We start from the raw sequence: 25182 nt of genomic DNA, 5'->3' as shown, positions 1-25182 counted from the left end.
CTGGCGCCTGTCATCAGAGCTCGTTCATCCTTTCGAGGTCGCAGTCGGTGAAGGTCGGTGGCCTGGTACAGAGTGCGGCCATCCCCTCGGCGAACCTGGTCGTCTCGGGGTCGTTGTTGTTGGCCATGGCTTCCTCGTAGGAGTCGAACTCGATCACCGCGAGGTAGCGGTTCGGCCGGTTCCTGTCCTTGAGGATGAGGCGGCGCGTGGGGCCGCCGCTGCGGCCCGCCGTGCGCTTGTCGGTCTCGTCGGCCAGCTCGCGCATCTCCTCGATGCGGTCGGTCTCGAAGTCGACGATCTGTACGAACTTGGTCGGTGCGTCCACGGGTTCCTCCACCCGGCCGTGCCTCTCCCGGAGCGGGAGCGTTCCGCACCCAAAGAAGCACCGGGAGCTTCGCTCGGCAATTCATCGCGCGAAGCTCCCGGTGCTGGTTGTTCCTACGTCGTGCGTGGTCAGGCCTCGATGCTGTCCTTCGGAGCGCTCTCGCTCCCGGACTGCGCCGCCTCGGCCGCCGCCTGCTTCCGGGACGCCCTCAGGCTGGTGATCGTGGTGACGATCAGGACGGAGCAGATCACGCCGAGGGAGACCGGGATGCTGATCTCGGGGACATGGACCCCGGACTCGTGCAACGCGTGCAGCACCAGCTTGATGCCGATGAAGCCGAGGATGATCGACAGGCCGTAGCTGAGGTGGACCAGCTTCCTGAGCAGGCCGCCGATCAGGAAGTACAGCTGACGCAGACCCATCAGGGCGAACGCGTTGGCCGTGAACACGATGTACGGGTCCTGGGTCAGACCGAAGATCGCGGGGATCGAGTCCAGGGCGAACAGGACGTCGGTGGTGCCGATCGCGAGCATCACGACGAGCATCGGGGTCATGACCCGCTTGCCGTTCTGCTCGATCCAGAGCTTGGTGCCGTGGTAGCGGTCGGCCACGCCGAAGCGGCGCTCGGCGGCCTTGAGGAGCTTGTTCTCCTCGAACTCCTCGTCCTCCTGGTCGGCCCGGGCCTCCTGGATGAGCTTCCAGGCGGTCCAGATCAGGAAGGCGCCGAAGAGGTAGAACACCCAGGCGAAGCTGGCGAGGATCGCGGCACCGGCTGCGATGAAGATCGCCCGCAGCACCAGGGCGATGAGCACGCCGACGAGGAGCACCCGCTGCTGGTACTGCGAGGGCACCGCGAACTTGGCCATGATCAGGACGAAGACGAAGAGGTTGTCGACGCTCAGCGACTTCTCGGTGATGAAGCCCGCGAAGAACTCACCGGCGGGCTGGCCGCCGCCGAAGATCAGCAGGCCGAACCCGAAGAGACAGGCAAGGGCGATCCAGACGACCGTCCAGATCCCGGCTTCCTTGATGGACACGTCGTGCGGCTTGCGGCCGATGAAGAAGTCGACCGCGATGAGGGCGGCGAGGCCCACGATCGTCAGGACCCACAGGGTCAGGGAAACATCCACTGCGCCTCCGGCAGTACGTAACGGTGGCAAATGTCAGCGCATCGCTGCCGGAGGTCTCTTCCACCCAAGGTGGGCCGACGCCCCGGGACCGGGCCCGATTCGTCAGGCCATGATCCGTATTGACGGGAACGCCGCAGTCGACAGGGAGTACTCCCCTCCGTGAGAAAGAAGGTACCCCAATCACCAAGGAAAGGTAAAGCGATTGGCAAAAGAAAGGTCAAAGCGCCTGGTCAGGCGACTTTACGTCTACTTGGTGCGGGCCTTGGCCACCTGTGCGAGGACCTGCCGGAGCACCTGGCTGCCCGCCGGGGCGAGCGAGGGCTCGTACGTCCAGGCATGCCCCACCCACGGGTCGGCGAGGTGGTCGTCCGGCACCGGCGTGAGTCGCAGCAGTGAACGCCACAGCGGGTCGAGCAGCGGCCCGTACGCGGACGCCTCCTCGCGGTCCGCGACCATCATCAGATGGACCCCGACCCGCGGGCCCTCGTCGGCGAGGTAGCGCAGCTGGGTCACGGCCCGGTCGTCGAAGCCGTGCGGGAAGTCGTTGACGATCAGGAGCTGCTCGGAGGTGTCGAAGCCGGGCGGGAGCGCGTCGGGGGCACCGCCGCGCACGGCCATCTGCACCAGGTCGACGCGCTGGGTGAGCCGCCCCAGCACCTGGGACACCCCGGCCGCTCCGACCGCGGGCGGCTCCGCGAGGACACCGGTGTGCACGAGCGGGGCCAGCGCCTGCGTCCCGGTGCCGGCCGGGTCGAGGACGTGGACGGTGAACTCGCCCGCCGGATAGACGGCGAGCAGCCGGGCGGCGTGCGCCACCGCGGTCTCCATCGCCAGCCGCTTGACCTCGTGGGAGTCGACGTAGGAGCCGTCGAGCGAGTCGGCCCGGCCCGCGTCGATCCACAGGCCCCGCTCCAGCGGCAGCCTGACCAGCATCGGGATGCGCAGCAGCGCGGCCTCGGGCAGATGCAGGTCGCCCAGGCGCACGGCCATGGGGATCTCCATCGGCACCCGGTAGCCGTGCCACACGGGGTTGTCCCAGCGGGCGTAGGCGGGCGGCAGCGCGGGCTCGACGACGTCGGACTCGGCGGTGAGCTGCGCGAGGTCCCGGTCGAGCGCGGCCCGCGCCTGGTCGACGAGCTGCGCGTGCTTGGCCTGGGCCGCGTCGCGCGCCGCGTCGCCCTGGCCGCCGATCCGGCTGCGCGGGTCGGACAGGACCTGGTCGAGCTCCTTCTCCATGCGGGAGTCGGCGAAGTCGACGGCGCTGCGGTACGCGGCCGTGGTGCGGGCGAGATCCTCGAACATGCCCCACACCTGGTTGTAGAGCCGCTCGTCCATGGACCAGCCGGTGGCGTCCCCCGCGACGGGCTGGGCGGGCTGCCCGGGCTGCGCCGGCGGCGCGGTGGGCGGGGGCGGCGGCGGGGCCGCGGTCTGGCGGCCCGGGTGGCTGTAGTTGATGGGGCCGCCGACGGCCGGCGTGGCCGCGGCGGGCTCGCCGACGGTGCCGGGGTCGGGCTCCTGCGCGCCCTGCGGTGCGACGGGAGCCGGGGTGCCCTGGGTGCCGTAGGGCGTGGTGGGCCGGCCCGGGGTGTCGGGGGTCTGGGTTCCGTACGAGCCGGTCGCGGCGTGCGGCGCGGGGACGGAGCGGGCCATGCCCTGGGCCACCGCGTCGTTGATGCCGGTGGCGAGGCAGTTCGCCTCGGACAGGCCCTGGTCGGTGAGGAGTTCGACGAGGCCGCCCGCGTAGCCCTGGCCTATCGCGCGGACCTTCCAGGCGCCCGGTCGGCGGTAGAGCTCCAGGGCGACCACGGCCGACTCGGTCTCCAGGCCGGTGATCGTGTAGGACGCGATCTCGGCGCCGTCGAGGCCGGTGACGGCGAGGAACGGGGCGGCCAGCCCGCCGAAGCGGACGGGACCGCCCACTCCGGTGGGCAGGGCGAGCAGCACACTGATCCGGTGCACGGCCTCCGGCACGGCGTCCAGGTCGACCGCCAGCCGGTGATCGGCGGCGGCCTGCCGTGAGACCTCCAGGCCCGGCAGGGTGGGCGCGCCCGGATGGGCCACCCACTCCACGCCGTGGACCTTGCCGTGCTCGTCGCCGAGCGTCGCGCCGGCCACGACCGGCTTGCCGGCCGAGACCCGGATCTCCAGGCGGGCCTGGGAGAGCGGGTGGTTCTGCCCCCGCACCAGCTCGGCCGTCATGCCTTCGTCCCCCTGTGTCGCTTCGGTGTCGTGTGCCGCTCGCCGGTGTCCTACAGGTGCGGCAGGATCGCCGGCATCAGGTCCTGGAACGTACGGCCGTTGGCGGGCGTGCCGAGGGCCGTCATCGTCCAGGAGGAGCCGGTGCGGTGCACCTTGGCCATGATCTGGGCGGTGTAGGCGCCGCCGCCCGCCAGCGTGTAGCGGGCCAGCTCCTGGCCGTTGGTCTCGTCGACCAGGCGGCAGAACGCGTTCTGCACCTCCTGGAACGTCTGGCCCGTGAAGGAGTTCACGGTGAAGACGATCTGGTCGATGTGGACCGGGACGCGGGCGAGGTCGACGAGGATCGACTCGTCGTCGCCGCCCTGGCCGGCACCGCCCACCAGGTTGTCGCCGGTGTGCCGCACCGAGCCGTCGTCGCTCACCAGGTGGCGGAAGAAGACGACGTCCACGGGCTGCTTGTCGGCGAACAGGACGGCCGAGGCGTCCAGGTCGATCTCCCGGGTACGCGAGCCGAACAGGCCACGCCGGGGGGCCGCCTGCCAGCCAAGACCCATGCGCACCGAAGTCAGGCTGCCGCCGTCGTTCTTCTGCAGACTGATGGCCTGACCCTTGGTCATGTTGACGGTCACGCGCTGATTCCCCTCTCGAACTGTCCCCTGTTGCCGCGAAGTGCGCGGTTGACCAGAACCCTATGCAAGGGCACTGACAATGCCGCTACCCAGGTCCGCACTTTGTGTCGGTCTTGCAACACAGAGCGTGGGACGGGGCGGGCTCAGGCCAGGCCCGCCTCCCGCATCTGACGCAGTTCCTTCTTCATCTCGGAGACCTCGTCGCGCAGTCGGGCGGCGATCTCGAACTGGAGGTCCGCGGCGGCGGCACGCATCCGCTCGGTCATCTGCTCGATCTGCTCGGTGAGTTCGGCCGCGGGACGGTCGGTCGGCACGGTCTCCTTGGCCTTGCCCTTGGCTCCCTTGGCCCCGGTGGCCGCCTTGCCGCCGAGCGAGGGCACGGGGGCCTTGGCGGCCTTGCCGTCCTTCTGCTTGCGGTAACCGCTGCCGAGCAGTTGCTCGGTGTCCACGCCCTCGCGGGCGATCTGCGCCACGATGTCGTTGATCTTCTTGCGGAGCGGCTGCGGGTCGATGCCGTGCGCCTTGTTGTACGCGACCTGCTTCTCGCGGCGCCGGTTGGTCTCGTCGATGGCCTTCTCCATGGCCGGCGTGATCTTGTCGGCGTACATGTGGACCTGTCCGGAGACGTTGCGCGCCGCGCGGCCGATCGTCTGGATCAGCGAGGTGCCGGAGCGCAGGAAGCCCTCCTTGTCGGCGTCGAGGATCGCCACCAGGGAGACCTCGGGCAGGTCGAGGCCCTCGCGCAGGAGGTTGATGCCGACCAGGACGTCGAACTCGCCGGAGCGCAGTTCCCGCAGCAGTTCGACGCGGCGCAGGGTGTCGACGTCGCTGTGCAGATAGCGCACCTGGATGCCGAGTTCCAGGAAGTAGTCGGTGAGGTCCTCGGCCATCTTCTTGGTGAGCGTGGTGACCAGGACGCGCTCGTCCTTCTCGGTGCGGGTGCGGATCTCGTGCACCAGGTCGTCGATCTGGCCCTCGGTCGGCTTGACGACGACCTCCGGGTCGATGAGACCGGTGGGGCGGATGATCTGCTCGACCACGCCGTCGCCGCGCGAGAGCTCGTAGGCGCCGGGGGTCGCGGACAGGTAGACGGCCTGTCCGACGCGCTCCTGGAACTCCTCCCACTTCAGCGGGCGGTTGTCGAGCGCGGAGGGCAACCGGAAGCCGTGGTCGACGAGGGTGCGCTTGCGGGAGGCGTCGCCCTCGTACATGGCGCCGATCTGCGGCACCGTGACATGCGACTCGTCGATGACGAGCAGGAAGTCGTCGGGGAAGTAGTCGAGCAGGGTGTTGGGCGGGGAGCCGGGCTCGCGGCCGTCGAAGTGCATCGAGTAGTTCTCGACGCCGGAGCAGGAGCCGATCTGGCGGAGCATCTCCAGGTCGTACGTCGTGCGCATCCGCAGGCGCTGGGCCTCCAGGAGCTTGCCCTGCTTCTCCAGCTCGGTGAGGCGCTCGCCCAGCTCCTTCTCGATGTCGTTGGCGGCGCGCTCCAGGCGCTCGGGGCCGGCGACGTAGTGGGAGGCCGGGAAGACGTACAGCTGCTGGTCGTCGCTGATGATCTCGCCGGTGAGGGGGTGGAGGGTGGACAGGGCCTCGATCTCGTCGCCGAACATCTCGATGCGGACGGCGAGCTCCTCGTAGACCGGGAAGATCTCGATGGTGTCGCCGCGCACCCGGAAGGTGCCGCGGGTGAAGGCCGTGTCGTTGCGCGTGTACTGGATGTCGACGAAGCGGCGCAGCAGCTGGTCGCGGTCGAACTCCTCGCCGACCTTCAGGGGGACCATCCGGTCCACGTACTCCTGGGGGGTGCCGAGGCCGTAGATGCAGGACACGGAGGCGACCACGACGACGTCTCGGCGGGTGAGCAGCGAGTTGGTGGCGGAGTGGCGCAGCCGCTCGACCTCCTCGTTGATCGAGGAGTCCTTCTCGATGTAGGTGTCCGACTGAGGGACGTAGGCCTCGGGCTGGTAGTAGTCGTAGTACGAGACGAAGTATTCGACCGCGTTGTTCGGGAGCAGCTCGCGGAACTCGTTGGCCAGCTGGGCGGCCAGGGTCTTGTTCGGGGCCATCACGAGGGTGGGCCGCTGGAGCTTCTCGATCATCCACGCGGTGGTGGCGGACTTGCCGGTGCCGGTCGCGCCGAGGAGGACGACGTCCTTCTCGCCGGCCTCGATGCGCCGTGCCAGGTCGGCGATGGCCGCCGGCTGGTCGCCGCTGGGCTGGTAGGAGCTGACGACCTCGAAGGGCGCCACCGAGCGTTCGATCTGGGAAACGGGCCGCATGGGGTCCACCGTACGACCCCGCACTGACAACGCGTGCTGATCAGCGGTTCTGCGGGGTGCGTGAGCCCCGGTGGCCGGTTCCCCGGCGGGGGCGCAGCGCGGGGCGGCGCCCGGAGTGGGAGACGGTCTCGTGGGCCGGGACGCCCGGCTTGTTCTCCAGGGTGGACCATTCGGGCTTGCCCATGACCATCAGCGGGTCGAACATCACGACGACGCCCGCGATCAGCAGGAAGGCGAGCGGGCCCACGAGCATCGGCGCGAGCAGTTCGGCGGCCGAGTCGCCGCCGGTGGGGCCGGAGCCGTTGTGCAGGTGGACGCTGAGGGCGGCCATGCCGGTGTAGTGCATGCCGCTGACGGCGAGCCCCATGACCAGGCTCGCGCCCACGCTCCACATCAGGCCCCTGACCTGGCCCGCGGCCCACAGGGCGGCGGTGGCGGCGACCATCGCTATGACGACGGAGGCGGCGACGGTGAAGGTGTTGTACTCCAGCGCTCCGTTGAGCCGCATGCCGGCCATGCCCAGGTAGTGCATCGAGGCGACGCCGAGGCCGGTGATGGTGCCGCCGGTGAACAGGGCGGTTCCGCGGGCGCCCCGGTAGCCGACGATGAAGATCCCGACGCCCACCATGACGATGGCGACGCCGAGGCTCGCGAAGGTCGTGGGCTTGTCGTAGTGGATCGGCGCGCCCGCGACGGTGAAGCCCATCATGGCGACGAAGTGCATGGTCCATATGCCGGAGCCGATGGCCGCGGAACCGAGGGCCAGCCAGCCGGGCCGCCAGGAGTTCGACACGAGCATGGCTCTGGTGGTGCAGCGCAGGCCGAGGGCCCCGCCCAGGCAGGCCATGAGGTAGGCCACCAGCGGTGTGACGAGTCCGTAGCTGAATCCGTCGACCGTGCCTTGCATGCGCGGCTACCTTCCGCCCTCTTGCGTCCCGGAATGTGCTGAAAAGCGCCCCCTCCCAGGACCGCGCGGGCGGTCAGGGTTGAGGCAGAGAGTATGACTCCCACCGGAATGGTCGAACGATTTTCCGGCAAAGAAACACGCCCTTGTCGCAGTTGTGCGGCACCAGTGAGCGGGGTTGGGCGACCTCGTTCGTTCTGTGGCCATTCTGCACTCCCCTGCCATTGACCCTCTGCTGTCACAGTGGAGCTGTACGTGATGCTCGACGCAAGGAGGCCGCATGCCCTCGCGCGCACTTGCCGCCACGACCACCGCACTCCTGATCCCCGCCGCCCTGCTGCTGCCCGCACCGGACGTCCGGGCGGTCGGGGACGGCGACCCGCCGCTCGTCATCGCCCACCGGGGCGCCTCCGCGTACGCGCCCGAGAACACCCTGGCCGCCGTGGACAGGGCCCACGAGCTGGGCGCCCGCTGGGTCGAGAACGACGTCCAGCGGACCAGGGACGGCGCTCTGGTGGTCGTCCACGACGACAGCCTGCGGCGCACCACCGACGCCGAGGAGGTCTTCCCCGGACGCAAGCCCTGGAAGGTGAGGGACTTCACGGCGGCCGAGATCGCGCGGCTCGACGCGGGCAGCTGGTTCGGGCCCGCGTACGCGGGCGCGCGCGTGCCGACGCTGGAGCAGTATGTGGAGCGGGTCGAGCGCAACGGCCAGAAGCTCCTGCTGGAGATCAAGAACCCGGAGCTGTATCCGGGCATCGAGGGTCAGATCCTGAAGACGCTCGCCAACGAGGGCTGGCTCGACCGGCCGCATCTCGCCGACCGGCTGATCGTGCAGAGCTTCAGCGTGGACACCGTGCGGACCGTCCACGAGCTCAAGCCCGGGGTGCGGACCGGGCTGCTCGGCACACCGGGTGTCTCGGACGTGTCCGGCTACGCGCGCTTCACGGACCAGATCAACCCCTCACGGACCACCGTCTCCACCGGGTACGTGGCCGCCGTCCACTCCTTCACGGGGCCGCACGGCAAGCCGCTGGAGGTCTTCTCCTGGACCGTGAACGACGCGGACAGCGCCCGCCGGGTCACCGAAGCCGGAGTCGACGGGATCATCACCAACACCCCCGACGTCGTCCTCAAGGCCGTCCAGGGACGCTGAGCGGGCGTTGTCAGTGGCGGACCGTACGGTGGGCGCATGGACAGCCATGGGCACAACGAGCAGCGGGTCGTGTGGGCCGTCGTCGGCACCGGCATCGGTCCGCTGCTGCTGGCCGCGAGCCGTGACGGCCTGGTCAACGTCGTCTTCCACGCGGACGAGGCGGTGCGCGACAGGGCGCTGGAGCGGCTCGCCTCCCGGCTGGGCGAGTCGCCGGCCGAGGCCCCGGACTCCCCGCTGCTGGCCGAGGCGATACGCCAGTTCGAGGCGTACTTCGCGGGCGAGCGGCGCGCTTTCGAGCTGCCCCTGGACTGGTCGCTGATCTCGGGCTTCAACCGGCAGGTCCTGCGCGAGCTGGCCGACGGAGTGCCCTACGGCAGCGTCGTGGGGTACGGCGATCTGGCCCGGCGGGTGGGGCAGCCGGGCGCGGCCCAGGCGGTGGGGACGGCGATGGGCGCCAATCCGCTGCCGGTGGTCGTGCCCTGCCATCGCGTCGTGGAGAGCGACGGCGGCATCGGCGGTTTCGGGGGCGGTCTGGAGACCAAGCGGAAGCTGCTCGCCCTGGAGGGCGTCCTGCCCGAGCCCCTGTTCTGACGCCGGCCGCGCGCGACGGCTGGCCGGAACGCCGGGGCGGTAGCAGACTCCGCCATGCGCACAGCCACTGGCATCCGAAGACTTCGGAGCCGAAGGGACGGCGATCACGCATGAGCGCAACCGGGAACAGGGCAGTCGCGTATCTCAAGCCGGGCGCGGTGGAGGTCAGGACGATCGACTACCCCACGCTCGAACTCCAGGACGGACCGGGGGTGGCTCCGGAGAACGTCGGCCGCAAGTGCCGGCACGGAGTGATCCTGAAGGTCCTCGCCAGCAACATCTGCGGCAGCGACCAGCACATGGTGCGCGGACGGACGACCGCGCCCGAGGGGCTGGTCCTCGGCCACGAGATCACCGGAGAGGTCGTCGAACGGGGGCCCGACGTCGAGACGATCGACGTCGGCGACATCGTCTCCGTACCGTTCAACATCGCCTGCGGGCGATGCCGCAACTGCAAGGAGCGCAAGACCGGCATCTGCCTGAACGTCAACCCGGCACGTCCCGGGGCGGCCTACGGCTATGTCGACATGGGCGGCTGGGTCGGCGGTCAGGCCGAGTACGCCCTGGTGCCGTACGCGGACTTCAACCTGCTGAGGTTCCCGGACCGGGACCAGGCGCGCGAGAAGCTGCTCGATCTGACCATGCTGTCGGACATCTTCCCGACGGGCTTCCACGGCGTGGTGTCCTCGGGCGCCGGTGTCGGTTCCACGGTGTACGTCGCCGGGGCGGGCCCGGTCGGTCTGGCCGCGGCGGCCTCCGCGCAGCTGCTGGGCGCGGCCGTCGTCATCGTGGGCGACCTCAACGCCGAGCGGCTCGCGCAGGCACGCGCCTTCGGCTGCGAGACCGTGGACGTCTCCCGGGGCGCCGTGGACGAGCAGATCGCGCAGATCCTCGGGGAGCCCGAGGTGGACGCCGCGGTCGACGCGGTCGGCTTCGAGGCGCGGGCGCACGGCCCGGACGCCCCTGAGGCGCCCGCGACGGTCCTGAACTCGCTGATGGGCATCACGCGCGCGGGCGGTGCCCTCGGCATTCCCGGCCTGTACGTCACCGACGACCCCGGCGGGATCGACGAGGACGCGAAGTCGGGGACGCTGAAGGTGCGCCTCGGGCTCGGGTGGGCCAGGAGCCACCGGTTCACGACCGGGCAGTGCCCGGTGATGAAGTACCACCGGGGTCTGATGATGGCGATCCTGCACGAGCGGGTGCACATCGCCAAGGCGGTCAACGCGACCGTGATCGGGATCGAGGACGCGCCGCGCGGCTACGCCGAGTTCGACCAGGGCGCGAGCCGCAAGTACGTGCTGAACCCGCACGGGGCGCTGGACGGGGTCCGTCCGGTCTGAGGTCCGGGCGGGGGCCACGCGCGCGTGCCCGTACGAGCGCCGTACGGGCGCGTCACGCGCGCGTGCGTCCCCGCCGCCGTCAGTCGTAGTGCCGTGCCTCGATGACGTTCCCGTCCGGGTCGCGGAAGTAGAAGCTGCGTGCGGCCCGGCCGCGGGCGCCGTAGGAGCCGTGGTCGACGGCCGAGACGGGCACCGCCGCCTCCTCCAGGCGGGCGCGCAGGGCGTCGAAGCCCTCGGCGGGCAGGGCCAGGCAGACGTGGTTGACCGGGTGGCCCGCGCTCTCGGCGGCACCGGGGAGCATCCGCATCCGTTCCGCCATGGACAGCGGCATCAGGTCGAGGATGGTCTCCTCGTTGAGCCGTACGGACGGAAAGGGCACCGTGCCCGCGGCGAAGTCGGCGAGCCTGAGGGGCGCCGTGCCGAGCGTCCGCTCGTAGAAGCCGGCCGACGCCTCGGGGTCCCGTACCCACAGGACGACATGGTCGAGACGCGTGGTGTTGTCCGTCATGCGTCCCAGGCTGGTGTCGTCCCCCACAGGCCGCAAGTGTTTGGCCGGGTGCCGCGCCCGCCAGAGTTGAGGGAGAACCCATCGACAGGAGGCGGGCGCGTGGTGCTGGTGGTTTCCGAAGAAGTGCGCGCGGCGATCGACGCGCGTCGACCCGTGGTGGCCCTGGAGTCCACGATCATCGCGCACGGGCTGCCACGACCGCGCAACCTCCAGGTGGCACTGGATCTTGAGGAGGTCGTCCGCGCGGAGGGAGCCGTCCCCGCGACGATCGCCGTCCTCGACGGACGTCCCCATGTCGGCCTGGACAAGGAGCAGTTGGAGCGGGTCGCGAACGAGGACGGCATCCGCAAGCTCGGCCACCGTGATCTGCCGCTCGCGGTGGCGTCCGGGGCGAGCGGGGCGACCACGGTGTCCGCGACGGCGATGCTCGCGGCGCTGGCGGGCGTCCGGGTGTTCGCCACGGGCGGGCTCGGCGGGGTGCACCGGGAGTGGACGGTGACCCAGGACGAGTCGGCGGACCTGGGGCTGCTCGCGCGGACCAGGATCACGGTGGTGTGCGCGGGCGTGAAGTCCATCCTGGACGTCCCGGCGACCCTCCAGCGGCTGGAGACCCTGGGGGTGGCGGTGGCCGGGTACGGCACGGACCGGTTCCCCGGCTTCTATCTGTCGGACTCGGGGCATCCCGTGGACTGGACGCTGGACTCGCCCGCTCGGGTGGGGGACGTGATGCGGGCGCAGGACGCGGTCGGCGGGCCCGAGTCGGCGCTGATCGTCGCCAACCCCGTGCCCGAGGAGCAGCAGTTGGACCCGGAGCTGCACGCGCGCGTGCTCGCCGACGCGCTGCACGCGTGCGAGGAGGCCGGCGTCACGGGCCAGGGGGTCACCCCGTTCCTCCTCGACCATCTGGTCCGGCACACCGACGGTGCCTCGCTGGAGGCGAACCTGGCCGCGGTGCGCGGCAACGTACGGCTGGCGGGACGGATCGCGGCGGCCTGGGCCGGGGCGTGACCTCCGCCGGGGGCGCACTGCTGGTCGCCGGGGACGTCGTCACGGACGTCGTCGCCCGGCACCGGGGGCCGCTCGCGCCGGGCACGGACACGGTCGCGGCCATCCGGACGGTGCCCGGCGGGGCAGGGGCCAACGTGGCCTGCTGGGCGGCGCACCGGGGCGCGGCGGAGGTCCGGATGCTGGGCCGGGTCGGCGCGGACGCGGCCTCGTGGCACGAGCGGGAGCTGGTGGCGTGCGGGGTGCGGCCGCTGCTGGTCGTCGATCCCGAGGCGTCGACCGGCACGGTGATCTGCCTGGTCGACGCGGGCGCCGCGGCCGAGCGGACGTTCCTCACGGACAGCGGCGCGGCCGTGCGGCTGGCTCCACGGGACTGGTCGCCGACGCTGCTGGACGGGGTCGCCCGACTGCATCTGTCGGGCTATCTGCTGTTCTCCGCGCCGGGCCGGGCGTTCGTGGAGGCGGCGCTGGCCTCGGCCCGCGCGCGGGGGGTGCCGGTGAGTCTGGATCCGGCGTCGGTGGGGTTCCTGACGGATCTGGGGGTGGACCGTTTCCTGTCCCTGGTGGACGGGATCGACGTGCTGCTGCCCAGCAGGGACGAGGCGCGTCTGCTGACGGGGCTGCCCGACCCGGCGGACGCGGCGGCCAAGCTGAGCCGCCACGTCCCGCTGGTGGTCGCCAAGCAGGGTGCCCGGGGCGCGCTGGTGGCCCGTTCCGGCGCCGTCGTCGCCCGTGTCCCGGCCGCGCCCGCGACGCCGAAGGACACGACGGGCGCCGGTGATGCCTTCACCGGCGCGTTCCTCGCCGCGCTCCTCGCCGGGGCCGGGCCCGAGGACGCGGCCCTCGAGGGGTGCCGGGCGGGCGCGCTCGCCGTCGGACGAGTGGGCGGCCGACCGCCCCACATCTGAGCGGAGCACCCGCCCTCCGACCCGCCCGCCCCACGGACCGGCGGCCTTGCGGACCGGCGGCCTCACGGATCGCCCGCACCAGGATCCGGCCGCACCGCGGACCAGCAGCCCTCCGGCCCGCCCGCCCCGCAAACCGGCCACGGCCACCCTGCGAACCAGCCGCCTAGCGGATCAACCACCCCGCGAGCCCGTGGCCATCGCGGAGCGGCCACCCCGCGAACCAGCCGCCGTCGCGAACCAGCAGCCGTTGCGGACCGCCCATCCCGAGGCCCGCCCACCCCAGGGCCCGCCCGCCCCGCGAACCACCCGCCTCCCGCCCGTCGCGAACCGCCCGCGGCTATTCCTTGCGTCCCCACGCCGAGATCATCGGTGCCGTCGCCAGGTCCATGCCGCCTGCCGCGACGTTCGCCAGGTGGCGGTCGATCTCCGCGTCCGTGGCGAGGCCGGCGGTGACGAGGTCGGTCCGGATCTGGCGGATCGTGGCGGACTCCAGGGCCGCGCAGGCGGGCGAGGTGAGGGGGAAGTAGGAGTCGGCCTCCACCCGCCGCAGACCGGCCTCGCGCAGCAGGCGGGGCAGGCGGCGGCCGTAGGAGAGGTCGGCGCCGCGGTCGGCGAGGAGGCCGCGGAAGCCCTGGCGCAGCCGGTTCGCGAGCTGTTCGGCGGGGCCGTGCTCGTCGGGGCAGGCCAGCGGCTGGAGGGCGGGATCGGCGTCCTCGACCAGGAGCCGTCCGCCGGGCCGCAGAGCGGCGATCATCGAGCGCAACGCCCTTTCCCGGTCCGGGACATGGACGAGGACGAGCCGGGCGTGGACGAGGTCGAAGCCCTCCCCCGGCGGCTCCTCCACGCCCACGTCGTGGACGCGGACCTCGACCGGCGGGCGGCCGGCCGGGGCGACCAGGGAGGTGTCGATGTCGGTGGCGACGACGCGTCCGGTCGGACCGACCTTCTTGGCGAGCCACGACACCACGGACGTGCCGCCGGCGCCGACCTCCCAGCAGCGCCAGCCGGAGCCGACGCCGAAGCCCTCGAAGTGCCGGAAGGTCGTGGGGTCGAACAGGGCGGCGAAGGCGTCGAAGCGCTCCCCCGCCTCGGTCCGCTGGTTGTCGAGGAGATACCCATCGGTTCGCATCATGTCCCGATCATCCCAGTTGTCCTGCTTGTCCATGGCGGTCGACTCTCCGGTGCGGGCGCGGTCGTACGACGACGAAGGTACGAGGCCACCGCCCGCCCCAACGCGCCGGGTTCAGCGGGCACTCGACGGGGGAACCAGGTTTTCCACAGGCGGGAACAGCGCGGGAACAAAGCGGAATGCCCTGCTCCCACAGGCTTGCACGGCTTTCACCCCGACCTGGCAGACTGGCGCGCCAGAACGCAGCGACGCGACGAGCGCGGACCCGTCCGAGGAGATCCGAGGAGAACCAGATGTCCATGGCAGGGAATCTGCGGAAGGTCACGAGCCTCGGCGGGGTGGGCGGCCTGCGCAAGGTGGCGAGGCTGGCGCGGCGCCGTCCCCGCGTCGACCTCAGCCACCACGCGCGCTCCCCCCTGGGCTCCTCGGTGGTGAACTGCGTGACCTACCGGGACGGCGCCCGGGTCCCGGTCGGCGCCGACCTCGTCGACTCGGTGCAGCAGGTGCGCAAGCACGGCCACGGTTTCGTCTGGCTCGGCCTCCACGAGCCGACGGACCAGGAGTTCGCGGGCATCGCCGAACTCTTCGAGCTGCACCCGCTGGCGGTCGAGGACGCGATCGAGGCCCATCAGCGGCCGAAGCTGGAGCGGTACGGCGAGACGCTGTTCGCGGTGTTCAAGACGGTCTGCTACGTGGAGCACGAGGAGCTCACGGCGACGAGCGAGGTGGTGAACACCGGCGAGATCATGGTGTTCGTCGGCGAGGACTTCGTCATCACCGTCCGGCACGGACGGCACGGCTCCCTGGGCCCGCTGCGCGAGGAGCTGGAGTCGGACCCCGGGCAGCTCGGCCAGGGACCGGCCGCGGTGCTGCACGCGATCGCGGACCATGTGGTCGACGACTATCTGCACGTCATCGACGCGGTGCAGGCGGACATCGACCAGGTCGAGACCGACGTGTTCTCCCAGGCCGGCGCACGGGCCGATCCGGGACGCATCTACCAGCTCAAGCGCGAACTCCTGGAACTGAAGCGGGCGGTGGTACCGCTGGCCCGCCCGATCGAGGAGCTCTCCACCCGGCCGATACGGGTGGTCGCGCCGGAGATACAGGCCTACTTCCGCGACGTCTCCGACCATCTGCTGCGCGCCAAGGAGCAGATCGCCGCCTTCGACGAACTGCTCAACTCGATCCTCCAGGCCCATCTCGCCCAGGTCACCGTCGCGCAGAACGAGGACATGCGGAAGATCACGGCCTGGGCCGCGATCGTCGCCGTGCCGACGATGGTCTGCGGGGTGTACGGCATGAACTTCGACCACATGCCGGAGCTGCACTGGAAGTACGGCTACGGCATGGTCGTCGGCGTCATATCCCTGGCCTGTCTGGCGGTGTACCGCGGATTCCGGCGCAACGGCTGGCTGTAGCACCGGAACCGGACCGCGAGGCGGGGGTGAGGGGTCAGGAGGGTCAGCGGGTCGTGCTCATCGCGTAGACGCTCTCGGCCCACGCGGCGATCTGGTCCTCCGTCAGATGCCGGGCCAGGTCGGCCTCGCTGATCATGCCGACGAGGCGCTTGTTCTCGATGACGGGGAGCCGGCGGATCTGGTGGCTCTGCATCTCCTGGAGCACGGCGTCGACATCGGCGTCCGCGTCGATCCAGCGGGGTGTCCCCTGGGCCATCTCGCCGGCGGTGACCTTGGCCGGGTCATGTCCCATCGCGACGCAGCCGACGACGATGTCGCGGTCGGTGAGGATGCCGCAGAGCCGCTCGTTCTCGTCGCTGATGGGCAGGGCGCCGACGCCCAGCTCGCGCATGAGCTGGGCGGCGCGGTCGAGGGTCTCGTGCGCCGGGATCCACTGGGCGCCGCGGTGCATGATGTCTCCGGCGGTGGTCATGAGGTACCTCCCGTGGCCGGACGGCCGGCGCGGCGCGGAGACGCTCCGCTAGTCCCGGCGCCCAACATTCTCGCCGCCTCGCCCCGCCGACGCACCCGGAACAGGGCGGACCGCCGGCCACCGGGCACCGGGCCGCGTCCGCCGGATCAGCTCCGCCACGCCGGATGCCGGGGGTCGTCGGCGCGGACGAGCACATCGGCGCTGCCGGCCGGGTCGGTCTCGGACGCGTAGCGCTCGAAGGCCTCCAGGGTCCACTGCTCGGCCTCGGGGGTACGGCGGCGCAGGGCACCCGTGGAGAGGAGGACGTGGACGCTCAGATCGAAGGGGAACCAGTGGCGCAGCAGGAGGGGGCCGTGCAGCAACAGGACGGCGCCGGGCGGGAGTCGGACGTAGGGGCTGCGGGTGGCGCGGTCGGTGTCGGGGTCCCACAGGTCGGGCAGGACACGGCCGTCGCCGCCGGGTTCGAGGGGGCCGAAGACCTCGCGCCACAGGGCGCCGGTGTCGAGCCAGCCGTCGTAGTAGGACTCCACGTCGTGGCGGCCGTACTCAAGGCGCAGGGAGGCGGGGCGCAGGAAGCCCCGGGCGCCGACGACGAGGGAGGGGCGCCCGCGGACGCGCAGCGCTTCGGCGACCCGTTCGGCGAGGTCCTCGGGCCGGGCCGCCGGGGCGCCGTCGAAGGCGATCCGCGGCCAGGGGCTGCCGTCGGCCGGTTCCAGGTCGAGCAGCCGGTCGGCGAGGAGGTCGCCGAGCCGGTCCCAGGTGATCGCTTCGAGTCGCACAGGCCCCATGATGCCTGCGGCGGGCGGCGCGCGCGGCGGTGGTTCACGGCCGTCCGGCGGGAATGTACCCGGTATGGCCCGCCTCGTGACGTCCCCGTACCGTGCCGGAACTCCCGTCCACCGGGGCGGACTTCTGGTGATCCAGCCGCTCGGGCGCAAGCAGTGCGCGCAGTGCCGTGGCGGTCCGCTGGCGCTGCTGGTGCTGGAGGAGGGGGCGCCGTGCTGTCTGGACTGCGCCGACCTCGGTCACCTGCTGTTCCTGCCGCGCGGCGACACGGCGCTGACGCGCAGGTCCCGGGAGGAGAGCGGGCTGTCGGTGGTGGTCGTCCGGTTCAACCGGCGCAAGGGGCGTTACGAGCGGCAGGGCGTGCTCGTCGAGGAGGCGGGGCTGGCCCGGGCCGAGGCGCGCTGTCTGGTGGACGCCGAGGCGCGGCGGCGGCGCCGGATGCGGGACGCCCGGCGGCGCGCGGCGGAGGACGTGCGCTTCACGGACGCGTTCGCGGCCGAGATAGGGCGGCTGTTCCCGGGCTGCCCGGCCGAGCGGGCGCGGGGCATCGCCGCGCACGCCTCGCTGCGGGGCAGCGGACGGGTCGGGCGGAGCACGGCGGGGCGCGCGCTGTCCGAGACGGCGGTGGTCTCGGCGGTGGCGGCGTCGGTACGGCATCTGGACACGCCGTACGACCAGTTGCTGATGAGCGGGGTGGCGCGGGGCGCGGCGCGGCGGCGGATCGCGCCGGTGGTGGAGACGGTGCTGGAGGGGTGGCGGGCGGAGCGGGGGGCGACGGGCCAGGGGGCGGGCTGAGAGCGGGCCGCTGGACGCTCGCGCATGCCCGGGCGCCGATCGGCCATGGTGGCGGGCGGCGGACGGGCATGGACTGGTGGTGACGGTTGGCGTCGGGCGGATGCCCGGCCGGACATGGGGATGGGGGAACGGGATGATCGAGGGTCCGTACTTCGTGCTGGTGGTGCTGGGCGTACTGGGGACCGGTCTGGTGGCCGGGGTGTTCTGCGCGTTCTCGACGTTCGTGATGCCGGGGCTGGCCGCGCTGCCGCCCGCGCAGGGGGTCGCGGCGATGCGTGCGGTCAACGTGGCGGCGCTGCGGCCCGCGTTCATGCTGGTGTTCCTCGGGTCGGCGGTGCTGTGCGCGGTGCTGGCCGTGGTGACGTTCGTGCTGTGGCCGGAGGGGAACACCGTGGAGCTGCTGCTGGGCAGCGCCCTGTATCTGTTCGGCTCGTTCGGGGTGACGATGGTGGCGAACGTGCCGCGCAACGACGCCCTGATGAAGCTGGAGCCGGGGACGTCGGAGGCCGCCGCGTACTGGCCTGCCTATGTGCGCGAGTGGACGGTCTGGAACCACGTCCGGATGATCGCCTCCGCCGCCGCGACGGTCTCCTACGTGCTCGCCCTGACGTGAGCGCGCCCGGCCGGGTCCGAGCCGGTCCGCCTCTCGCGCTCGGCCCGGCCGGGCCGAGCGCGAGAGGCGTATGAGTCGTATCGTGGCGAGGAGAGTGCCGCCCGATGACGCACGGCTCCGTCGCACGCGCACATGAGGGAGACGGCCATGGCCGATCCCAAGGGATTCATGACGACGCCCCGCAGGGACTGGCCGCGCAGGCCGGTCGGGGAACGGGTGCGGGACTGGGACGAGGTCTACGTCCCCGGAGCGCTGTTGCCCATCGTCGGCGCGCAGGCCGACCGCTGCATGGACTGTGGCGTCCCCTTCTGCCACGACGCCTGTCCGCTCGGCAATCTCATCCCCGAGTGGAACGACCTGGTCAGCCGGGACGACTGGCGGGCCGCCGCGGACCGGCTGCACGCCACCAACAACTTCCCCGAGTTCACCGGGCGGTTGTGCCCGGCGCCGTGCGAGGCGGGCTGTGTGCTCGCGATCAACCAGCCCGCGGTGACCATCAAGAACGTCGAGTGCGCCGTCGCCGACCGCGCCTGGGAGCTCGGGCTTGCGCCCCCGCGGGCGCCGGACCGGCTGTCCGGGCGGACCGTCGCCGTCGTCGGGTCGGGACCGACCGGGCTCGCCGCGGCGCAGCAGCTGACCCGCGCCGGGCACACGGTCGTCGTGTACGAGAGGGACGACCGCCTGGGCGGGCTGCTGCGGTACGGCATCCCGGAGTTCAAGATGGAGAAGCGGCATCTGGAGCGGCGCATCGCGCAGATGCGGGCCGAGGGGACGAAGTTCCGCACGTCCGCGGCCGTCGGCCGGGACATCGGGGCGGCCGAGCTGAAAGCACGCCACGACGCGGTCGTCATCGCCACGGGCGCGACCGCCTGGCGTGAACTGGACGTCCCCGGGAGGGAGTTGAGCGGCATCCATCAGGCGATGGAGTATCTGCCGCTCGCCAACCGGGTGTGCGAGGGCGACCTGGAGGCCTCTTCTCTGTCGGCCGCCGGGAAGCACGTGGTCATCGTCGGCGGCGGTGACACCGGCGCCGACTGTCTGGGCACGGCGGTGCGCGAAGGCGCCGCGTCCGTGAGCCAGTTGGACATCTACGTCCAGCCCGGCGCCGACCGCGACGAGGACGCCGAACCCTGGCCGACATACCCGAGGATCTACCGGCTCTCGGCGGCGCACGAGGAGGCGCGCGACCTGGTCACGGCTCCCGCGGCGGACGCGGACGCGCGCCTGTTCGCGGCGTCCACGCTCCGTTTCGGCGGGGACGCCGACGGCCGGGTGCGGTCGCTGCGTCTCGTCGCGGTCGACGCGGCGCGGCAGCCGGTGCCGGGCACCGACCGGTCCCTGCCCGCCGACCTCGTGCTGCTCGCCCTCGGGTTCTCGGGGCCCGACCGGACGGACGGGCTCATCGGGCAGCTGGGGCTGGCGCTGGAGGCGCGGGGCACGATCGCCCGCGACGCGGGGTTCGCGACGAACGTGCCCGGCGTGTTCGCGGCCGGGGACGCCGCCCGGGGGCAGTCGCTCGTCGTGTGGGCGATCGCGGAGGGCCGGGCGGTCGCCGCCGCCGTCGACCGCCGGCTGACGGGAACGTCCCGGCTGCCGGCCCCCATCGGCCCGTACGACCGCCCCATGACCGCCTGAGCCGGGCCCGCCGGGAACGCCGTACGGCTCAGGCGCGTTCGTCCGTCCCGGCGACCTTCCTCGTCGCGAGCGCCACCCTGTTCCAGGTGTTGATCGTCATGATCAGCGCGAGGACATGGGCCAGTTCCTCCTCGTCGAACCGGGCGGCGGCCTCGGCGTAGACCTCGTCGGGGACGCCCGCGCCGGCGACCAGGGTGACCGCCTCCGTGAGGGCGAGGGCGGCCTGCTCCCTCGGGGTGTAGAAGTGCCGCGCCTCGCGCCACAGGGGGACCAGCTGGAGCCGGTCCTCGCTCTCCCCCGCCTTGCGGGCGTCGTGGGTGTGCAGGTGCAGGCAGTACGCGCAGCGGTTGAGGTGCGAGGCACGGATCTGGATGAGTTCGACCAGCGCCGGGTCCAGTCCCGCGCGGGCGGCGGCGTCGAAGCCGACGAGGGCGCGGAAGACCTTCGGGGCGGCCTTCGCGAAGTTCAGCCGACCGGGAGCGGCACCGGCGGCGGGGGAGGCGATCGTGTCCGTGTGCGTCGTCATGTCCTCCAACCTACGAGCCGCAAAGACCTCCCGTAGGGTGCATTTCCATGGGGGAATCATGGGTCAATTCCGCGGAGCGGATCGGCTCCGACCTGCATCTGGAGCTGACCGCTCCGGGCGGGCGGCGGGCCGCGCTCACCGACGCGCTGCGCGAGGCCGTGCGCGGCGGACGCCTGGCTCCGGGGACGCGGCTGCCGCCGTACCGCTCCCTCGCCGCGGATCTGGGCGTGGCCCGCAACACCGTGGCCGACGCGTACGCCGAGCTCGTCGCCGAGGGCTGGCTCACCGCACGTCAGGGCTCGGGGACGCGGGTCGCCGAGCGGTCGGAACCGCTGCGCCCCCGCACGCGCGTGCCGAAGCGGACGCCCCCGCGCGCGCGTGGCCCCCTGCACGATCTGCGGCAGGGCGCCCCGGACGCGTCGGCGTTCCCGCGCACGGCCTGGCTGGCCTCCTACCGGCGGGCCCTCCAGCAGGCGCCCACCGAGGCGTTCGGGCCCGGCGACCCCGCCGGGCGGATCGAACTGCGGGAGGCGCTCACGGAGTACCTGGCACGCGCGCGTGGCGTGCGCACCGCGCCGGGACGGATCGTGGTCTGCTCCGGGTTCGCGCACGCGCTGCGGCTGCTGTTCCGGCCCGGGGCGGGCGTCCTGAGAGGCCCGCTCGCCGTCGAGTCGTACGGCCTGCCCTTCCACCGCGGGCTGCTCGCCGAGGCGGGCGTACGGACCGTGCCGCTGCCGCTCGACGAAGACGGCGCCGACGTCGGCCGGCTGGGGCGGGAGCGGGCCGTGCTGCTCACGCCCGCGCACCAGTTCCCGACCGGCGGGCCACTGCATCCGGCCCGGAGGGCGGCGGTGGCCGACTGGGCCCGCGCGCGGGACGCGGTGGTGCTGGAGGACGACTACGACGGGGAGTTCCGCTACGACCGCAGGCCGGTCGGGGCGGTGCAGGGGCTCGCCCCGGAGCAGGTGATCCTCGTCGGCTCGGTCAGCAAGAGCCTGTCACCGGCCGTGCGGCTGGGCTGGATGGTGCTGCCGGAGCGGTACGTCGAGGGGGTCCTCGCCGCGAAGGGCGAGCGGGAGGCGTGGGCGAGCGTGCCGGATCAGCTCTGCCTCGCCGACTTCGTCGCGTCCGGGTCCTACGACCGTCATGTGCGGCGGATGCGGCAGCGCTACCGCGGCCGGCGGAACCGGCTGGTGGCGGCGCTCGCCGAGCGGGCACCGCACATCGGGGTGACGGGGGTGGCGGCAGGGCTGCACGCGGTGCTGCGGCTGCCGTCCGGCACCGAGCGCTCCGCGGTCGAGGCGGCGCGGTGGCGGGGCGTGGCCCTGGACGGGCTGGCCGGGTTCCGGCACCCGGAGGCGGGTCCGGACGCGATCGGCCACGACGGGCTGGTCGTCGGCTACGCGAGCCCGTCGGAGCACGCCTTCGGGGCCGCGCTGGACGCGCTGTGCGAGGCACTGCCCCCGGCCCCCTCCTGAGGGTTCCGGCCGGGAAGGGGCCGCCCCGGCACCCGCACGGCACCGGCCCTACCGGAACGAGGGCCGATGCCCGCCGTGTGCGAACCGCCGCGATGCCGGGTCCGACGCTGCGTCACGACACGTGTCACTGCGCGACGGGCGGAACGTTTCACGAGAGCAGGAAGTCGGCCTCCCCCGCCTTGGCACCCTCGATGAAAGCCGTCATCTCGGCCGTGGTGTAGATCAGCGCCGGTCCGTCCGGGTCCGTGGACTGACGGACGGCGATCCGGCCGTCCGCGAGCTTCATGGCCTCCAGGCAGTTGCCGCCGTTCCCGCCGCTCCAGGGCTTGTGCCAGCCCTCGCTGCCCAGCTCCCGCGCGGGCATGCCGTTGTAGACGGGGATGCGCGGCTTGATGCGATCCATTCACAGCTCCTTGCGGAGATCCCGGAGGATCTCCTTCGTGCGATGTGCCGTAGCGGCCTGTGCCGCCGTGCGGTCCATGACCTCGAGGTAGCTCGCCACCTCTGCGCGCGCGTCGAGATAGACGGCGCCGGTCAGGTACTCGCTGTAAACCATGTCCGGAAGCTCCGGCACGGCGAATCGGAACAGCACGAAGGGCCCGTACGTGCCGGGGTGCGGCCCACTGGCGAACGGGGCGATCTGCAGCGTCACGTTGGGCAGCTTCGTTGCCTCGAGCAGTCGGTCGATCTGGGCACGCATCACCTCCGGGCCGCCGACAGGGCGGCGCAGCGCGGTTTCGTCCATGACCGCCCAGAACCTGGGGGCGTCGGGACGGGTGAGCAGTTCCTGGCGTCGTACTCGAAGGTCGACATGGCGCTCGATGTCCTCCGGCCGGGTCTGGCCGATCGCGCCGGACTTCAGGACGCCTCGCGCGTAGTCCTCGGTCTGGAGCAGCCCGGGCACGAAGTGCGGATCGTACGACCGGATGAGGCCGGCGGCGCCCTCCAGACTCACGTACATGGAGAACCAGCCGGGCAGGATGTCGTGGAAGCGCTGCCACCAGCCCGGCTTGTTGGCCTCCTCGGCCAGCCGTACGAAAGCCTCGGACTCCTCCGCGGAGACCCCGTAGAACTTCAGCAGGAGCTGGAGGTACGGGATCTTGAGGGCGACCTCGGCCGTCTCCATGCGCCGGATCGTCGCGGGCGCGACGTGCAGAACGCGGGCGGCTTCCTCCCGCTTGAGACCCGCGCGCTCCCGGAGGTCGAGCAGGCGCCGGCCGAGCACGACCTGGCCGACCGTCGGCGCGGACCGCGGCTCGCTCACCCTGCACCTCCCTGCCGAGTCGTTGAAAAGTTGGCCAAAACAATCCCGACAGCCGGGCGGCGCCATTCGAAGATCTATTCGAAGACCCGTTCGGATCTCCCGTGATCTCAACTGGCGCCGCGCAACATGCTGTTGCGAGCAGTGTGCCACGGCCGCGCAGACCGTCATACAGCACTCTGCAATTTTCAGAGTGACACTTGCCAAGTGTTCACGGCGGGGAGATAGTGGCAAGCGTGATTCCGTCCGCGCCCTTAGGAACAGATGCCGCCGTGGGACCCCACAACCTCGGTGGCGCTTGGGGAACAGGCCGCTTCGCCGGCCCCCTTCCCGAGCGCCGGTTCCGGTTCGAGCTGGCCGCCCATCCGGGGTCCGTGGCCCAGGCCAGACGCCTGACCAGGACCCGGCTGAACGGCTGGTCGATCTGCGAGGACACCTGCGACACGGCGGCCCTCGTCGTCTCCGAGCTGGTCACCAACGCGATCGTGCACACCGCGAGCAGCCACATCGTCTGCGAGCTGCACGACGAGGACGAACTGGTGCGAATAGCCGTGGGTGATCAGGGCTGCGCACCCGGCGAGCCGGGTGGCCCCCATCCGTGCGGGCCGCGCGCCGAGGAGGAGCACGGGAGGGGATTGCTTCTCGTCGACGCCCTGTGTCACGCCTGGGGCGCCCATGAGCACGACCTCGGTCTGCTGGTCTGGGCCGAGCTGCACCGCACCGCCGGTCCGGAACCCCGCGGCGACCTCGGCTGGGGCGCGCGCCCCAAGCCGGGTCCCGCCGGGGGCCCGGGCGGGGAGGACGACGAGGCGGAGGCCTTCCACCCCGGGACGGGGCGCCGATGGCTCTGAGCACCGCGCTGGGTGGCCAGGTCATGACCCTGGACACCCTGGTCCGTCTCAGGCGCGGACTGCACACGCCGGGCACGCCCCGGCGCCTGGTCGTCCCCGACGGCATGACGGCCCCACTGGGCTGCGACGCGGTGGCGGTACCCGCCCGCTTCGGCCCGCTGGTCATGCCCCGGCTGCCCCGCGTCGGCTGTGTCTACGCCGATGAGGCGCACTGGTGGTGGATCGTCCCGTCCGACTCGGACTACGCCCTGGAGTGGCCCGCGCCCGCGCAGTACGCCGCCGGCGCGGTCGTCCCCGACGCGCCCTCGACCCCCGGCCTGATCCACAAGCCCGAGGGCACGATCCCCTACACTCCGCCGATCCCCCTCTACCTGGCCCTGTGCCGCCTGACGGGCACGACCCCGGCCTGGTCCCGAGCCGTGAGCGCCTGACGGCTCCGCCTCCTGGCCTGAACGACGTCGGCAGGCACACGCCCGAACGGCACCCGCAGCCATCACCTCACACGGCACCGGCCCGCCCCACCGGCCCAGCCCGACCGACTCCCGCCGACGCCACCCGACCGGCCCCCGCCGCCCTGGACAACTACCGCCAGCGCCTGCCCGACCGGCCCCCGCCCCGGACGAACCCACAGGCGCCCGCCTACCCACCGGACCGACCAACCGACCGGGACGACACCCGCAGGCCCCAGCCCCACGCGGCACCGGCCCAGCCCGAACGACCCCCGCCGACGCCACCCGACCGGCCCCCGCCGCCCTGGACAACTACCGCCAGCGCCTGCCCGACCAGCCCCGCCCCGGACGGAACCCGCAACGCCCCCGGCACCCCGAGCAGAAACAGCGCCTCGGCCTCGCTGCGTGCAGCCAGGCCAGCCAGGTCAGCCGGGTCCGGCAGCCATAGCCGCCCGCCTGCCCACCGGCCACCGCCCACCGGCCCGACCAAGCCGGGACGGCACCCGCACCCCTGCCCGCCCACGACTGCACCCGCAGCTACCCGCCTGCCCACCCACCCGGCCCGGGACGACACCCCCGCACCGAGCCCGCCTCCCTGCCCACAACCATCCGCAGCGCGGCGCGCGCCCGCTCCGCGACGGCGTCCTCCGGGCCACTCGGCCGAAGCGGCCGTAGGGACACCCCTGCGCACATGACCGGTGCGGGTCCTGCCCACCACACGTCCGGCCCCGCCGAGGACCGACGCCCGCCGGAGGCTCAGGCGTACGCCCGCGCATACCTCCCGTC

Annotated in this window: 25 protein-coding genes; 12 read left to right on the top strand and 13 right to left on the bottom strand. The window is 72.3% G+C overall.

Translation table 11 applies throughout. From position 1 onward, the window contains the following. Positions 1-13: 13 nt before the first annotated feature. The 6 genes from ACIPSE_RS19235 to ACIPSE_RS19210 all read right to left on the bottom strand — a co-directional run bounded on the left by ACIPSE_RS19235 (position 14) and on the right by ACIPSE_RS19210 (position 7472). Positions 14-325 (bottom strand): hypothetical protein, encoded by a 312-nt coding sequence (locus tag ACIPSE_RS19235; RefSeq protein WP_401664102.1) that lies wholly within the window; start codon positions 323-325, stop codon positions 14-16. A gap of 128 nt (positions 326-453) precedes the next feature. Further along, a complete protein-coding gene (locus tag ACIPSE_RS19230; protein WP_401664100.1) occupies positions 454-1455 on the bottom strand; it encodes a TerC family protein in 1002 nt (333 codons plus the stop codon). Positions 1456-1701: 246 nt separating this feature from the next. Beyond that, positions 1702-3654, bottom strand: coding sequence for a TerD family protein (locus ACIPSE_RS19225; RefSeq protein ID WP_401664098.1), 1953 nt, complete (start codon positions 3652-3654; stop codon positions 1702-1704). 50 nt (positions 3655-3704) lie between these two features. Beyond that, a complete protein-coding gene (locus ACIPSE_RS19220; RefSeq protein WP_401664095.1) occupies positions 3705-4283 on the bottom strand; it encodes a TerD family protein in 579 nt (192 codons plus the stop codon). 143 nt (positions 4284-4426) lie between these two features. Further along, complete coding sequence (uvrB, locus tag ACIPSE_RS19215) at positions 4427-6565, bottom strand: excinuclease ABC subunit UvrB (protein ID WP_401664093.1); 2139 nt, start codon at positions 6563-6565, stop codon at positions 4427-4429. 40 nt (positions 6566-6605) lie between these two features. Then, entirely contained in the window at positions 6606-7472 is an 867-nt protein-coding gene (locus ACIPSE_RS19210; RefSeq protein ID WP_401664090.1) for an MHYT domain-containing protein, read from the bottom strand. A gap of 277 nt (positions 7473-7749) precedes the next feature. On the opposite strand from ACIPSE_RS19210, the gene ACIPSE_RS19205 reads away from it, so the two are divergent. The 3 genes from ACIPSE_RS19205 to fdhA all read left to right on the top strand — a co-directional run bounded on the left by ACIPSE_RS19205 (position 7750) and on the right by fdhA (position 10559). Beyond that, positions 7750-8625, top strand: a complete 876-nt coding sequence (locus ACIPSE_RS19205; RefSeq protein WP_401664087.1) for a glycerophosphodiester phosphodiesterase — start codon at positions 7750-7752, stop codon at positions 8623-8625. Between the two features lie 36 nt (positions 8626-8661). Continuing rightward, positions 8662-9216: a methylated-DNA--[protein]-cysteine S-methyltransferase gene (locus tag ACIPSE_RS19200; protein ID WP_401664085.1), complete on the top strand. Its 555-nt coding sequence runs from the start codon at positions 8662-8664 to the stop codon at positions 9214-9216. A gap of 110 nt (positions 9217-9326) precedes the next feature. Next, complete coding sequence (gene fdhA, locus ACIPSE_RS19195) at positions 9327-10559, top strand: formaldehyde dehydrogenase, glutathione-independent (RefSeq protein ID WP_401664083.1); 1233 nt, start codon at positions 9327-9329, stop codon at positions 10557-10559. 79 nt (positions 10560-10638) lie between these two features. Here fdhA and ACIPSE_RS19190 read toward each other — a convergent pair whose 3' ends face one another. After that, entirely contained in the window at positions 10639-11067 is a 429-nt protein-coding gene (locus ACIPSE_RS19190; protein ID WP_401664081.1) for a VOC family protein, read from the bottom strand. 99 nt (positions 11068-11166) lie between these two features. On the opposite strand from ACIPSE_RS19190, the gene ACIPSE_RS19185 reads away from it, so the two are divergent. Next, entirely contained in the window at positions 11167-12075 is a 909-nt protein-coding gene (locus ACIPSE_RS19185) for a pseudouridine-5'-phosphate glycosidase (RefSeq protein WP_401664079.1), read from the top strand. Further along, positions 12072-12980: a carbohydrate kinase family protein gene (locus ACIPSE_RS19180; RefSeq protein WP_401664076.1), complete on the top strand. Its 909-nt coding sequence runs from the start codon at positions 12072-12074 to the stop codon at positions 12978-12980. Before ACIPSE_RS19185 ends, ACIPSE_RS19180 begins: the two co-directional genes overlap by 4 nt. A 337-nt stretch (positions 12981-13317) precedes the next feature. Here ACIPSE_RS19180 and ACIPSE_RS19175 read toward each other — a convergent pair whose 3' ends face one another. Further along, on the bottom strand, positions 13318-14112 hold the full coding sequence (locus tag ACIPSE_RS19175) for a methyltransferase domain-containing protein (protein WP_401664074.1): 795 nt from the start codon (positions 14110-14112) through the stop codon (positions 13318-13320). A 290-nt stretch (positions 14113-14402) separates the two neighbouring features. Between ACIPSE_RS19175 and ACIPSE_RS19170 the strand changes: the two genes are divergently transcribed. Next, the gene (locus ACIPSE_RS19170; RefSeq protein ID WP_401664072.1) at positions 14403-15530 is read left to right on the top strand and encodes a magnesium and cobalt transport protein CorA; all 1128 of its coding nucleotides are present in this window, start codon (positions 14403-14405) and stop codon (positions 15528-15530) included. A 43-nt stretch (positions 15531-15573) separates the two neighbouring features. Here the strand turns inward: ACIPSE_RS19170 and ACIPSE_RS19165 are convergent, their stop codons facing one another. Beyond that, positions 15574-16002 (bottom strand): CBS domain-containing protein, encoded by a 429-nt coding sequence (locus ACIPSE_RS19165; protein ID WP_401664070.1) that lies wholly within the window; start codon positions 16000-16002, stop codon positions 15574-15576. Positions 16003-16148: 146 nt separating this feature from the next. Continuing rightward, on the bottom strand, positions 16149-16790 hold the full coding sequence (locus ACIPSE_RS19160; RefSeq protein WP_401664067.1) for a uridine kinase: 642 nt from the start codon (positions 16788-16790) through the stop codon (positions 16149-16151). 64 nt (positions 16791-16854) lie between these two features. On the opposite strand from ACIPSE_RS19160, the gene ACIPSE_RS19155 reads away from it, so the two are divergent. The 3 genes from ACIPSE_RS19155 to ACIPSE_RS19145 all read left to right on the top strand — a co-directional run bounded on the left by ACIPSE_RS19155 (position 16855) and on the right by ACIPSE_RS19145 (position 19831). After that, the gene (locus tag ACIPSE_RS19155; RefSeq protein ID WP_401664065.1) at positions 16855-17583 is read left to right on the top strand and encodes a DUF2293 domain-containing protein; all 729 of its coding nucleotides are present in this window, start codon (positions 16855-16857) and stop codon (positions 17581-17583) included. A gap of 133 nt (positions 17584-17716) precedes the next feature. After that, on the top strand, positions 17717-18196 hold the full coding sequence (locus ACIPSE_RS19150) for a DUF1772 domain-containing protein (RefSeq protein WP_401664063.1): 480 nt from the start codon (positions 17717-17719) through the stop codon (positions 18194-18196). A 147-nt stretch (positions 18197-18343) separates the two neighbouring features. Further along, on the top strand, positions 18344-19831 hold the full coding sequence (locus ACIPSE_RS19145) for a glutamate synthase subunit beta (protein WP_401664061.1): 1488 nt from the start codon (positions 18344-18346) through the stop codon (positions 19829-19831). Between the two features lie 28 nt (positions 19832-19859). Here ACIPSE_RS19145 and ACIPSE_RS19140 read toward each other — a convergent pair whose 3' ends face one another. Continuing rightward, positions 19860-20357: a carboxymuconolactone decarboxylase family protein gene (locus ACIPSE_RS19140; RefSeq protein ID WP_401664059.1), complete on the bottom strand. Its 498-nt coding sequence runs from the start codon at positions 20355-20357 to the stop codon at positions 19860-19862. 47 nt (positions 20358-20404) lie between these two features. Here ACIPSE_RS19140 and ACIPSE_RS19135 point away from each other — a divergent pair, with 47 nt between their 5' ends. After that, a complete protein-coding gene (locus tag ACIPSE_RS19135; RefSeq protein ID WP_401664057.1) occupies positions 20405-21835 on the top strand; it encodes a PLP-dependent aminotransferase family protein in 1431 nt (476 codons plus the stop codon). A 148-nt stretch (positions 21836-21983) separates the two neighbouring features. Here the strand turns inward: ACIPSE_RS19135 and ACIPSE_RS19130 are convergent, their stop codons facing one another. Further along, complete coding sequence (locus tag ACIPSE_RS19130; RefSeq protein ID WP_109499478.1) at positions 21984-22238, bottom strand: DUF397 domain-containing protein; 255 nt, start codon at positions 22236-22238, stop codon at positions 21984-21986. Then, positions 22239-23099 carry a helix-turn-helix domain-containing protein gene (locus tag ACIPSE_RS19125; protein ID WP_401664055.1) on the bottom strand — a complete coding sequence of 287 codons (861 nt, stop codon included), beginning with the start codon at positions 23097-23099 and terminating at the stop codon, positions 22239-22241. It abuts the gene before it with no gap. Positions 23100-23323: 224 nt separating this feature from the next. On the opposite strand from ACIPSE_RS19125, the gene ACIPSE_RS19120 reads away from it, so the two are divergent. Both ACIPSE_RS19120 and ACIPSE_RS19115 read left to right on the top strand, forming a co-directional pair. After that, on the top strand, positions 23324-23947 hold the full coding sequence (locus ACIPSE_RS19120) for an ATP-binding protein (RefSeq protein ID WP_401664052.1): 624 nt from the start codon (positions 23324-23326) through the stop codon (positions 23945-23947). Beyond that, complete coding sequence (locus ACIPSE_RS19115) at positions 23938-24378, top strand: hypothetical protein (protein ID WP_401664050.1); 441 nt, start codon at positions 23938-23940, stop codon at positions 24376-24378. The genes ACIPSE_RS19120 and ACIPSE_RS19115 overlap by 10 nt, the downstream gene beginning before the upstream one ends. Positions 24379-25182 lie beyond the last annotated feature (804 nt).

It is taken from the genome of Streptomyces sp. NPDC090106 (assembly GCF_044747265.1).
In the GTDB taxonomy this organism is placed as follows: domain Bacteria; phylum Actinomycetota; class Actinomycetes; order Streptomycetales; family Streptomycetaceae; genus Streptomyces.
This window is presented reverse-complemented; position numbering and strand designations above follow the sequence as displayed.

Coding starts and splice junctions, on each gene's coding strand:
- ACIPSE_RS19150 (WP_401664063.1), top strand. CDS start 17,717: ATGATCGAGGGTCCGTACTTCGTGCTGGTGGTGCTGGGCGTACTGGGG.
- ACIPSE_RS19135 (WP_401664057.1), top strand. CDS start 20,405: ATGGGGGAATCATGGGTCAATTCCGCGGAGCGGATCGGCTCCGACCTG.
- ACIPSE_RS19200 (WP_401664085.1), top strand. CDS start 8,662: ATGGACAGCCATGGGCACAACGAGCAGCGGGTCGTGTGGGCCGTCGTC.
- ACIPSE_RS19210 (WP_401664090.1), bottom strand. CDS start 7,472: ATGCAAGGCACGGTCGACGGATTCAGCTACGGACTCGTCACACCGCTG.
- ACIPSE_RS19165 (WP_401664070.1), bottom strand. CDS start 16,002: ATGACCACCGCCGGAGACATCATGCACCGCGGCGCCCAGTGGATCCCG.
- ACIPSE_RS19155 (WP_401664065.1), top strand. CDS start 16,855: ATGGCCCGCCTCGTGACGTCCCCGTACCGTGCCGGAACTCCCGTCCAC.
- fdhA (WP_401664083.1), top strand. CDS start 9,327: ATGAGCGCAACCGGGAACAGGGCAGTCGCGTATCTCAAGCCGGGCGCG.
- uvrB (WP_401664093.1), bottom strand. CDS start 6,565: ATGCGGCCCGTTTCCCAGATCGAACGCTCGGTGGCGCCCTTCGAGGTC.
- ACIPSE_RS19170 (WP_401664072.1), top strand. CDS start 14,403: ATGTCCATGGCAGGGAATCTGCGGAAGGTCACGAGCCTCGGCGGGGTG.
- ACIPSE_RS19225 (WP_401664098.1), bottom strand. CDS start 3,654: ATGACGGCCGAGCTGGTGCGGGGGCAGAACCACCCGCTCTCCCAGGCC.
- ACIPSE_RS19160 (WP_401664067.1), bottom strand. CDS start 16,790: ATGGGGCCTGTGCGACTCGAAGCGATCACCTGGGACCGGCTCGGCGAC.
- ACIPSE_RS19145 (WP_401664061.1), top strand. CDS start 18,344: ATGGCCGATCCCAAGGGATTCATGACGACGCCCCGCAGGGACTGGCCG.
- ACIPSE_RS19190 (WP_401664081.1), bottom strand. CDS start 11,067: ATGACGGACAACACCACGCGTCTCGACCATGTCGTCCTGTGGGTACGG.
- ACIPSE_RS19140 (WP_401664059.1), bottom strand. CDS start 20,357: ATGACGACGCACACGGACACGATCGCCTCCCCCGCCGCCGGTGCCGCT.
- ACIPSE_RS19175 (WP_401664074.1), bottom strand. CDS start 14,112: ATGATGCGAACCGATGGGTATCTCCTCGACAACCAGCGGACCGAGGCG.
- ACIPSE_RS19205 (WP_401664087.1), top strand. CDS start 7,750: ATGCCCTCGCGCGCACTTGCCGCCACGACCACCGCACTCCTGATCCCC.
- ACIPSE_RS19130 (WP_109499478.1), bottom strand. CDS start 22,238: ATGGATCGCATCAAGCCGCGCATCCCCGTCTACAACGGCATGCCCGCG.
- ACIPSE_RS19115 (WP_401664050.1), top strand. CDS start 23,938: ATGGCTCTGAGCACCGCGCTGGGTGGCCAGGTCATGACCCTGGACACC.